The organism is Idiomarina sp. A28L (genome assembly GCF_000218785.1).
Taxonomy (GTDB): domain Bacteria; phylum Pseudomonadota; class Gammaproteobacteria; order Enterobacterales; family Alteromonadaceae; genus Aliidiomarina.
Genome location: NZ_AFPO01000028.1, coordinates 1 through 10111, shown reverse-complemented (window position 1 = coordinate 10111; position 10111 = coordinate 1). Strand labels below are relative to the sequence as shown.

Here is a 10111-nt window from a genome sequence, read left to right as displayed (position 1 = left end):
TTGAAGGTGCTATTTATCAACTTTTCTATTAACCAACCTATATTCCGATAGACTGAAACTGATAATGCCTACTTTGTTTTCCATCAGAGCCGCCATATCGCGAATAGCCATTCGTTCTAATGTAAGTCTGTGTACTTCCAGTGATTTTGGTAATACGTTATAACGGTAAAAGTCCCATTGGGAAATGTCTGGATGTCCGTTGTCAAAACGGTTTATCAGCTTTGTAGCTTCACCAACATAGATAAGCTTTCTCTCTGTATCTAGCAGAGTATAAATAACGTTTTCGGCACCGACTTCGTTTTTATACTCAACTCTTGGTTTCCAATCTTGTTTATGGATTCTGTCGGTACCTTTGCCAGCTAAAAAATCATCGACTTGTTTGATTGCTGGGGAGGAAACCAGTTTTTCGAACAGCCTAGGGAAAGTTGGTAACTGCTTGTAATGACAGGTGAAAGTGAATTCCTTCTTTTCTGAATTAAATTCAATATCAATGAATTCCCAAAAGGGTATGGCTAATTCAATATCTGCTTTTTCGCCATCTTGTTTGCGAATTTGGCTTTCCAGTGCCCTCATATATGACATCAGAAATGCATCTTTAAGCTGGGCGTGAAGTGATTTCTCGAACGCAAAGCGACACATCTGGCCATTTGTTCGTTCAGAGAAAAATATGTGTCCCGAATATTTAATGCCTTTGAAGGTAATTGATACTGCAGAACGAGGATCTAACTTTGAAAGAACATTTGAAAAAGTGTGTTCTATGTCCCAAACAGACCATAGCCACTTAGGTATTGGCGTGACACTCTCAAATAGAAAGCTTTGATCTACCTTTTTTCTCCAGATTGGAAATTCAATATCACTTCTTTCGTTCATAATGACTCTTTACAGGGATTTACTATAGAGATTTATACCTCTATTCAAATGAATTTTCACGAAAGTTGATAGTTCTGTATTACCAGAGGTTTTAGCAAACTTACGGTAGGCTTCTTTTAAGATAGTTAAGTACAGTTCAGAGAACTCACCAGCAAAAGTCTTCCAGGTCATTTCAACATTACTATCCGAAGGAATATCTTCCTTCGGTGGTAATGTTGCGTCGGCCAGTGACATGCATAGTGCCCATCGGCAGAGTACGTTCCAGTTTTCGATACCAGTTTTGCGCTTCAGAATAATCAACTGCTGCTTTTGTTTCTCTGATAAACGAATAATGTCGATGCTTTGCATAATCAGAAATACCCTTCGTTAAAACTGGATGTTTTGTCTTGTTCGTTGTAGCTGATATGAAACTCTCTGGCTATATACGGTTTTAGCTGCTTGTAGTAATTGCCAATAATTTCTTCATCGGTTGATAACAGGATTACTTGTGGTCCAGCTTTGGGAAAGTAGCTCTTAATAAGATTACTACGATGCTTGCCGTCTAATCGACCTAGTGGTGTATCAATCACGGTCGGTAACTCTTTACCTGATGCCTCCGCCAACCCCCACAGAATCGCAATAGCGAGTAACTGACGCTCACCGGCGGATAACTTGGCTGGCTCTAGCGCATTCCCTGAGGTGTCAAAAAGCGTAATAATGAAGCTGGTAGGGCAGATTTTTAAATCACTTATCAACTGTGATTTACGACCTAAAACATCAAATCTTTGTTTTACCAGAGTTTGTAGGCGTTCAATATTTTCGCTAACCAGCTGCTCCGCAAAGCCTTGCAACGTCGCTTTCAGCTTTTTGATGTGCTGGCTGACTTGAATAGTACGTTTTTGCTCAAAAGTATCTTTATTTTGTTGCGCCAACAGATTGGTATAGCGCTGAGACAGCACATTGTTTTTTGCTGTAGCTTGCTCCAGCAATTTCTGTTTTTGATTCAGCCGTGTATGTAGGTTTTTAAAAGTAGCTTCATATTCCGCTAACTCAGTAATTAAATGTTTAACTGATTCATACGCGGGTATGGTATCTAACTGCTTTTGTAGCAAAGCTTGCTGTTCTAGTAATTGTGTAGCTTCTTTCTTTAGACGCTGGCGCTGCTTTTCTTCCTGCTCAATACGCTCATCCAAACCATTAAAAATACCAAGCTCGGTATTGAGGTAACACTCAACGCTCGTCAGCTGTTGGCGAGCCTGTGCTTGTTCAGCCATAGTGTGACTGACATACTCAATAGCTTGTTCTGGCGCAGAGCTCGTCTTAAGTGCAGTGAGAATTTTTTCATCATAAACGCTTATGGCTTGATCAAGCACTTTAGCCTGCCTAGCATCAGTTTCCAAACGAATTTGTTCTTTGGTTTGCTCGATCAAGTCTTTAACTAAAGCCAAGGGCCCAACACCGGCTGCTAGCTTGATTTGCTCTGTCTTATTCAGCTTTAGCTTGGCTTCAACAGCACCGAGTTCAAACTTGAACTCATCGCGCTTTTCTATCAGATGGGCACCGGTATTACGTACTGCCTGACGCGCTTTGTTGATAGAAATATTGGTATCACTCAGTTGCTGCTCAATTTCTGCCAGTTCTTTTTTTAGATCGGACATGACTATATTATGTTGCCCCATCTCATCTTCACAGGCTTCGACCTTGGACATGACGCTTTGATCTACATTGCCTGCTCGGCGTTTTTTGTCTACTTGAGAAAGATCAATTTGTAACTGTGAGAGTAAATCAAGCCCAAGTAAGCTTTCTATGCCCGTTTTAACCAGATCTGAGGAGCGTTGAGGATGCGCTAAGTTCTCAATTTTTTCGCCATCAAAGAAGAATAAATCAGACAAACTAAGAGGAATAAACTCGTTGACGAAGTCATCCCAGTATTGGCTTAAGTGCTCGTCATGTTGATAGTCTACTTCCACTCTGACTTTGTCTTTTGCTTCCAAGCCTTTAACTCGCCAACTACGCTTAATATCGTAGTGGCGAACGCGATTTTCTGTACGGTGCAGAAAGCTTAAATTAAGCATTATTTCTGCATCGGCTGGCGCGGACCGATTCTTGCAGCTAGCTAAAAATGCGCCATAAGCGGTGCCAGCTCGATTTGAGCACTTAGCATGTTTACCATATAGAACTAATTGTATGGCATCGAGAAAGGTTGTTTTACCACCTCCATTTAATGCGCCTAGCAGAATAACAGGCTTATCAGCGCTTACTTCAAGGTTAATGGAATGCTCGCCCTGGTAGATACCGAAGTTTTTTATTTGCAGCTCTTTAAATATCATCGCTGAGGACCTCTGTTTCAATCAGCAATGAGCTGTATCCTTGCTCTTTAATCGAACGGGTAATAATAGCTATCTGCTCAGCAATGATCTCTTTTTCTTCATCAGATAAGTTTGGTGAGTTATCGTACTGAATTTGCAGCTCATGTCGTTTACGCTCTAAAGCAAAGATTTTTGCATCTTCCAACGAAGAAAAAGCGCCTTTCTCTAGGCTATCATCCAGTTCTTTGGCTAAATTAGCGCGTCGTAGCTGATTTTTATGTTTGTTGGCAATCGCCATGACGGCACGAATTTGCTGATACATTAGACCATCGCTGTCGTTTTGCTCTGCACAAAAGTTTTTTAGTTTATCCAGTACTAGTTTATTCAAAACTGGGTGATGGGCCCGACTACTGCCTGGATAAGGTTTTTTTATTATTTTTTCATAAATGGCAGGCAAGCTGTCTTCAAGTTCTAACTTATCTTCCAGCCAAATCCTACGGATCTCTTCGAGCTCTTCCAGGGGGAGTAGCTCCAAATTTTTAACTTCGGCAGGCCCCATTTGCTGCACGGCCACTTGTGCTTGCAGAACTTTCTCTAATAACTGCTCACGGAAACTTTGAATATAGGGCCCGGGCACAATATCAGCACCGTGTTTTGAGATATGTACTGTAAGACGGCCATTCATTCTACGAAAGTCGCGGCGCGCTTTATCGCGGCGTAACTTGTCGAGCTTTTTCTCTCTATTCGCGTCGTTGACGTCGATCTCGTTTCGTAGTGCTAGCAGGGGTAGCATCCAATCTTTTTCATCATCATTGGCAATCATAGCAGTCATAGATTTATCTTCAGACACCATGGTACAGACATAGCAGCCAAAGCGGCTATCACCACAGCTTTGTGTGCTTTTATCTACGACTAGCGGACATTCGCCGCCTTCTGTAGCGCCCTGGTACATACCCATTAAATCCTGATTAGGGAAATTCCAAGGGTTGGCAACAGAGTTCAGGTAAATCCAAACGTCATCGTTAGTCCAATCTGCTATTGGGGTGTAAACCCAGACGCGGTCTAAGCTACCGTTGGCGGTTAAGCCGTCAGCCTTGCGGGTATTGGTTTCAATATTTTCGTAATGCTCCATTGACGTCGCGCGAGCATTACTTTCCGCTTTGCGTGTACCAAGCACCAGAATCGCCTCCCCGCGTTTATCAACTAAGTTGTTGATAAAGGTATTGGAGGGCGCAATTTTCAACCGATCTGTGCACCAGCGGAATTTATAGCGTGGAGCGGGATACCCTTTTCCAATGAGATTTACCCAGAAACGATCTTTTACTGCAGGGGTCAGACGATGAGGAATAATCGGTAAGCCCTGTTTTGCAGTGCTCTCTTTCATACGTTCCAGTGACTTTTCTACCCACATAGCAACGAAAGGATTCTCTACTAGGGTATCTGTGCTAATGACATGCACGTCTTTATGGCACTTGCCCTCCTCTTGTAAATCGAGCAGGGCATACCAAATAAGCTGAAGTATAGCTGTGGAATCCTTGCCACCGCTGTAGCCTATAACCCACGGTACCTCGTCAGACAAATAAAGCTTCTTAACATGCGTTTTGGCATCTTCGATAGTAGTCTTCAAACCTCGGTCGCTAAATGCAGAGTAGGTTTCGACAGCTTGTTTAACTTTCATTATTTGCCCCTAAGAACTTATCTTCCATTTTTTGCTGTTCAGCTGTTAATGCTAAACCTAGGTGCTGTTTCAAAGCATTTACGGTAAGAATTGCAGCTGCATTATTGTGCGCCATTCTCCCGTTATTGAAACAACGTCTGTCCCACATAACTGAATTACTTCTGTCCCAATTAATTCCCTGGAACTTTTTTAATAATGACTTCCAGTTTTTGTGGTTGGCAAGCAGCTCTCGCCCCAAAATAGCGAAACATTTAAGCAAGATAGCGGTGAAAAGCACATAGTGAGCTCGGTCTTGTGGTCTGATTTGATGAGCTTTAGCTTGTTGCCATAACGGCAAGTTACTTGCCAATGCATCCCAGTACATAATTGATTTCTTGGCTTTGGCTTCCCAATTTTTATTGTTTATGTCTTTTGTTAGTTCTAAACAAGCTGCAAAGAGAGAGCTATGTTTAAACAATTTGGCAGAGCGCGCGCTAATACTATTCTCAGAGAAATCGATAACACCGTTAAAGAATGAGCTTTCTTTTGCTACTTTGTTTGTAAGAAGCTCTTCAGGGCTATCGCCATATAACACGGCTGTAGATTTACTTGTTTTTACTGGGTAAAGGTTAAGGTCACGGAATACTTTTTGTCTTTGCTTTAAGTTTTTGTTAACAAAAAATACGACAGAGATAGTTTCATCACCAAGTGTCGGATCTTCTTCCAGTGCTCGACTAATTGCTGCACTGCGATGCTGCCCATCAGTTAGGTAAAACTCGGCATCAGCATCGACATGCAGGTTACCGATTTTGCTTCCGTGACCTTGCGCATGTATCGATTCAAAAAGGGTATTACCTTCGATACAAGCGGTGAGTGATGAAAAAGTATAATCACTTCGATTTTGATGGATATATTTCGTGATCTGCGGTATTCGGTTTAAGTTCAGTACCCGTTGTGCCCGATTTTCTGGACTAAAAGCTGCTTCGTCAAAAGTAAAAATCTTTTTTAGCCTTTTGAGTGGACACATTACAATGTAGTATTCAGTACCTGCCTGAATACCGCGAATCGCAGGAAAAGTTAAACCCGATACAATGTTGCCCATGGTAGAGGCTCCTGATAACCAAAACTTAGTACGTACGAAAAATAGCATTGTACGTACGAAAAATAGCATTGTACGTACGAACAATATCGCATATCCTATCAAAGCTAACGTTATTTGTCTCTTTTTTTGTTATTTTGGACTGTATTTATGGCTGTTTATCTTGATTACAATGCAACCACACCTGTCTCCACTGAGGTCGCTGATTTAGTTTATCAAATGATGGTTGAAGAATTTGGCAATGCTGGTAGCCGTACTCATGAGTATGGAGTGAAAGCAAAGCAAGCACTTGAGTTGGCTAGAAGCCAGGTTGCGAACATTGCAGCAGCAGATAAAACTGAAGTTATATTTACTAGTGGTGCAACTGAGAGTAATAACATAGCCATTTTGGGCCTCAAAAAATTCGCTGAGCAAGCTGGTAAAAAGCACATCATCACAAGCAAAATTGAGCACAAAGCAGTACTTGAACCAATAGAGCATTTGGAACAACAAGGCTTTGAGGTAACCTATCTGGACGCAACAGCACAAGGGCAAGTAGATACAGAGCAGCTTAAAGCTGCGCTGCGTGAGCACACGGTATTAGTGTCAATTATGCACATAAACAACGAAACTGGCGCTATTCAACCAATTGACGAAATATGTGAATTACTCTCAGAGCATGACGCTTATTTGCATGTAGACGCCGCGCAAAGTTTCGGTAAATATCCGTTTGACCTCGATAATTCTCGTATTGATTTTATCAGTGTCAGTGGACACAAATTATATGCACCAAAAGGCGTTGGTGCCCTGATCATGCGTCGCCGAGGTTTTATCAAGCCACCATTGAAGCCAATTTATTACGGTGGCGGGCAAGAAAAAGGTCTACGGCCAGGTACATTAGCGACACCGCTGATTGCTGGTTTAGGGCTTGCCTGTGAGTTGGCTAAAAAGAACGCCCAAAAATGGCTGATACATGTCAGCAAGCTAAAAGCTGAGTTTATTTCTGCTCTCGATGAGCTTGGCGCAGAAGTAAATGGCCAGAATACTTCGCCCTACACGCTCAATTTTTCTGTACCTGGCGTTAACTCAGAAGCGGCGATGGTGAAGCTGAAGGGAATTGTTGCTGTATCAAATGGATCGGCCTGTACGTCTAACAGCTATATTTCTTCACATGTTTTAACTGCTATGGGGTTGGATACAGATCGTATTGCCGGTGCGATTCGTGTTTCGTTTGGTATTAATACGCAGCATATACCCTATAAAGATATCACGACTGCACTACGCTCTTTGATGTGAAAGTTAATTGATATAAAAAGCATTTCCTTGTTTTCTGTAGGTTAGCTTTCCGGATACCAATCTCTAACACTCCTCTAGCTTCCTCGTTACTAGCCGTTTAAATTATTTGCCTTATCTTGAGTAGCCGATACCTCAGTGTTATTGACCATTACTATTCATTCTGACTGTGTAGGAGAGCCTGAGTGCTCTAGACACTTTTTATCCGCAAAATTCCACTGCGTTTCCGAGCAAAAGGCAAGCTTATTATGTTTGAGAAATCATAGTTTTACGCCGTGAGCCATTGCCGATCTCTAGTTGAATAGTTACTTGGCCATCTAATTTGAAGTGCTATTGTACACTACATAGACAATTAGGTGACGTAATGACAAATAAACTAAAACCAGCATTCAGCCACGAATTTCGCTTAGAAGCCGCTCAATTAATTTTTGAAAAATGTGATTTTTACAGACACCTGAATCAACAGCTCCCCATACGATTTTGGCAGCACCCCATAAATATTGTTCTAACTCGTTTATCGTTACTGCCATTTCTTATTGTTCTTGTTATACCGCATCTAGACAGTGAAGCATCATATGCCGTGTTGATGCGTTTATTGTTCTGAGAGCGAGGCCTATAAAAGTGATTGCCTCAACTGATTGTCAGTCACTCACTGACTCCAACAACTCACCCACATCACATTCAAAATATTTACAAAGCACATCTAACGCAACAAAATCAATACGCTGCGCCGTCTCTTTATAGAGCAAAGTGACTGTGTTGCGATTCAAACCAGTCTCACGTGCAACATCCATTATCTTGAGCTTACGCTCCCCCATCATTCTCGCCAAATGACACTTAATCATACCCACCTCACAAAGATGTCATCCAAAATGACAAAAAGCGGTTGCAAATGTATTTTTGCGTGCTAACATGTCATTTAGGATAGCAATTTGAATCTCAGAAATGCTTATTGTTATTTAATCTATCACTTAACTAAGGAGGTTGCCATGTTAAATGGCATGACACTTTTGACTACTGAGGAGCTCTCTGAGCGAATCAAATACGATCCACGGACCATTCGCGAGCGCTTAAAAGATTCTGTACTTCTTGAAGGCGTTCACTATATCCGTCCGTTTGGCGGACGAAAGATTCTTTTCCTATGGGAAACAATTCGCGATGACATGGGCAAGTTCTCCAGCCACTCGCTTTCGATTCCGATGGCCCGAGGAGGTGCAGCCCATGGGTAGTGTAAATGTGAGACCAGAAACCGGAAAACTGTATGTAGACTTTCGCTACAAAGGGGTTCGCTGTAAAGAAATGACGGCTCTTTCGGATACGCGAGCAAACCGTAAAAAAGTAGAGAATCTCCTGGAGCGTATTGAAGCAGAAATCACCTTGGGTACATTTTCGTATTCACGGTACTTCCCCGATAGCCCGAGGGCACACAAGTTCGACCGGATGGAAGTAGGCCAAACGTGCGAAACACCACTGTTTCGTATATTCGCTGAGGATTGGTTCGCAGAAATGCTAATTCAATGGCGTAAGTCGCATTCGGATACGGTACGCAACACGCTCGACCGATACCTTATACCTAATTTCGGTGAAAAAGAGGTTGGCCGCATTACGAAGACAGAGATTATGCAGTTCCGTTCATCACTCGCCAAAGTTACACAACGGAACAACAAAGGACTCTCACCATCTCGTATCAATCACATCATGACGCCATTGCGAATGATTATGAATGAAGCAGCCAACCGATTTAATTTTAGCTCACCTTACGTTGGGATTAAATCATTAAAGGTGCCGCGCTCTGATGTTGAGCCTTTTTCACTCGAAGAGGTTCAACTCATCATAAAAAGCGTGCGTGAAGATTTTCGGCAGTATTTTACTGTGCGCTTCTTTACGGGGATGCGGACCGCTGAAGTAGATGGTCTTACTTGGGATTCTGTCGATTTCGAACGCCGGCAAATCAATATCCGAAGCACGGTTGTGAATGGAAGAACCGAGAGCACCAAAACAGATGGCTCTTATCGCACGATTGAGATGAGCGATATTGTCTACAAAGCATTACTCGAACAACGCAAGCATACGCATGAGTTTAATTATGTGTTCTGCACACGCGTTGGCACTCCTCTTTCTCACGGAAATGTAAGAAAGCGAGTCTGGTACCCCCTACTCGCTCATCTGGGGCTTAACAAACGTCGGCTGTATCAAACACGGCATACGACCGCGACTTTGTGGCTCGCGGCTGGCGAGAGCCCTGAGTGGATAGCGCGGCAAATGGGCCACAGCTCTACTGAGATGCTGTTTCGCGTGTACTCGCGCTACGTGCCTAATCTCACACGTCAAGATGGCTCTGCATTTGAGCGCCTCTTAAAGCAAAACTTCGATATTCACGACTTGGAGGCCTACCATGATGAATCATAATCACACGCGCCACCTTGCTCACACAATTGAGCTTCGAAGTGATGCTAGAGAGTTTGCGGGAGCGCTTGCGAAAAACTTGATGGTATCGCTCCACGTTATACCTGGTGGCGACTTAGTCCCGCATCTTGGATGTGGCACTGAAGAAGATAATCTCGAAGCCATTGAGAGTTGGGTTTACATGGTCTGCACCTGCCTCAAACTTCCGTTCTCATCGGATCAACTGCCTTTTCTCGAAAACATGCTCGAGCCAGTGTTGTTCGCACTTGAAGAGCAACTCGGATATCGATTGCGCAGGAGGGTTCAATATGTCGGTTAACCACGCGACTATGTCAGGAAATAATTCCCGACATAGTCACGACACGAAGCACTCACTCTTGACCATTAAGGAAGCTGCAGATGTCGCTGGTGTTACCGAGCGAACCATTAACCGCTTGATAGCGAGTCACGAAATTCAATCAATGAAGTCAGGCAAACACCGGTTAATTTGGCGCGAATCGCTACTTACATGGAAACGAC

General features: G+C 42.9%; 11 protein-coding genes. 5 read left to right on the top strand and 6 right to left on the bottom strand.

The window, feature by feature from the left end; translation table 11 throughout:
* Positions 1-9 precede the first annotated feature (9 nt).
* The 5 genes from A28LD_RS11605 to dndB are packed head-to-tail and all read right to left on the bottom strand — an operon-like array spanning position 10 to position 5917.
* A complete protein-coding gene (locus tag A28LD_RS11605) occupies positions 10-870 on the bottom strand; it encodes a GIY-YIG nuclease family protein (RefSeq protein WP_007421268.1) in 861 nt (286 codons plus the stop codon).
* 9 nt (positions 871-879) lie between these two features.
* Positions 880-1218 (bottom strand): DNA sulfur modification protein DndE, encoded by a 339-nt coding sequence (gene dndE / locus A28LD_RS11600; RefSeq protein WP_007421267.1) that lies wholly within the window; start codon positions 1216-1218, stop codon positions 880-882.
* A 2-nt stretch (positions 1219-1220) separates the two neighbouring features.
* Positions 1221-3179: a DNA sulfur modification protein DndD gene (gene dndD / locus A28LD_RS11595; protein ID WP_007421266.1), complete on the bottom strand. Its 1959-nt coding sequence runs from the start codon at positions 3177-3179 to the stop codon at positions 1221-1223.
* Entirely contained in the window at positions 3169-4836 is a 1668-nt protein-coding gene (dndC, locus tag A28LD_RS11590) for a DNA phosphorothioation system sulfurtransferase DndC (protein ID WP_007421265.1), read from the bottom strand. Before dndC ends, dndD begins: the two co-directional genes overlap by 11 nt.
* The gene (dndB, locus tag A28LD_RS11585) at positions 4826-5917 is read right to left on the bottom strand and encodes a DNA sulfur modification protein DndB (protein ID WP_007421264.1); all 1092 of its coding nucleotides are present in this window, start codon (positions 5915-5917) and stop codon (positions 4826-4828) included. The genes dndC and dndB overlap by 11 nt, the downstream gene beginning before the upstream one ends.
* 147 nt (positions 5918-6064) lie before the next feature.
* Between dndB and dndA the strand changes: the two genes are divergently transcribed.
* Positions 6065-7189 carry a cysteine desulfurase DndA gene (gene dndA / locus A28LD_RS11580; RefSeq protein WP_007421263.1) on the top strand — a complete coding sequence of 375 codons (1125 nt, stop codon included), beginning with the start codon at positions 6065-6067 and terminating at the stop codon, positions 7187-7189.
* 638 nt (positions 7190-7827) lie between these two features.
* Here dndA and A28LD_RS11570 read toward each other — a convergent pair.
* The gene (locus A28LD_RS11570; RefSeq protein WP_007421261.1) at positions 7828-8031 is read right to left on the bottom strand and encodes a helix-turn-helix domain-containing protein; all 204 of its coding nucleotides are present in this window, start codon (positions 8029-8031) and stop codon (positions 7828-7830) included.
* A 144-nt stretch (positions 8032-8175) separates the two neighbouring features.
* Between A28LD_RS11570 and A28LD_RS11565 the strand changes: the two genes are divergently transcribed.
* From A28LD_RS11565 to A28LD_RS12475, 4 genes are all read left to right on the top strand, one after another.
* On the top strand, positions 8176-8415 hold the full coding sequence (locus A28LD_RS11565) for a hypothetical protein (protein ID WP_007421260.1): 240 nt from the start codon (positions 8176-8178) through the stop codon (positions 8413-8415).
* Positions 8408-9595, top strand: coding sequence for an Arm DNA-binding domain-containing protein (locus A28LD_RS11560; protein ID WP_007421259.1), 1188 nt, complete (start codon positions 8408-8410; stop codon positions 9593-9595). The genes A28LD_RS11565 and A28LD_RS11560 overlap by 8 nt, the downstream gene beginning before the upstream one ends.
* Positions 9582-9911 carry a hypothetical protein gene (locus tag A28LD_RS11555; protein WP_007421258.1) on the top strand — a complete coding sequence of 110 codons (330 nt, stop codon included), beginning with the start codon at positions 9582-9584 and terminating at the stop codon, positions 9909-9911. Before A28LD_RS11560 ends, A28LD_RS11555 begins: the two co-directional genes overlap by 14 nt.
* Positions 9901-10111, top strand: a 211-nt coding sequence (locus A28LD_RS12475) for a helix-turn-helix domain-containing protein (protein WP_007421257.1), incomplete at its 3' end; no start/stop codon positions are given. The genes A28LD_RS11555 and A28LD_RS12475, both read left to right, overlap by 11 nt.

What these genes read in the sequence shown, in the direction of transcription:
- A28LD_RS11605 (WP_007421268.1), bottom strand. Translation starts at nt 870, where the DNA reads ATGAACGAAAGAAGTGATATTGAATTTCCAATCTGGAGAAAAAAGGTA.
- dndE (WP_007421267.1), bottom strand. Translation starts at nt 1,218, where the DNA reads ATGCAAAGCATCGACATTATTCGTTTATCAGAGAAACAAAAGCAGCAG.
- dndD (WP_007421266.1), bottom strand. Translation starts at nt 3,179, where the DNA reads ATGATATTTAAAGAGCTGCAAATAAAAAACTTCGGTATCTACCAGGGC.
- dndC (WP_007421265.1), bottom strand. Translation starts at nt 4,836, where the DNA reads ATGAAAGTTAAACAAGCTGTCGAAACCTACTCTGCATTTAGCGACCGA.
- dndB (WP_007421264.1), bottom strand. Translation starts at nt 5,917, where the DNA reads ATGGGCAACATTGTATCGGGTTTAACTTTTCCTGCGATTCGCGGTATT.
- dndA (WP_007421263.1), top strand. Translation starts at nt 6,065, where the DNA reads ATGGCTGTTTATCTTGATTACAATGCAACCACACCTGTCTCCACTGAG.
- A28LD_RS11570 (WP_007421261.1), bottom strand. Translation starts at nt 8,031, where the DNA reads ATGATTAAGTGTCATTTGGCGAGAATGATGGGGGAGCGTAAGCTCAAG.
- A28LD_RS11565 (WP_007421260.1), top strand. Translation starts at nt 8,176, where the DNA reads ATGTTAAATGGCATGACACTTTTGACTACTGAGGAGCTCTCTGAGCGA.
- A28LD_RS11560 (WP_007421259.1), top strand. Translation starts at nt 8,408, where the DNA reads ATGGGTAGTGTAAATGTGAGACCAGAAACCGGAAAACTGTATGTAGAC.
- A28LD_RS11555 (WP_007421258.1), top strand. Translation starts at nt 9,582, where the DNA reads ATGATGAATCATAATCACACGCGCCACCTTGCTCACACAATTGAGCTT.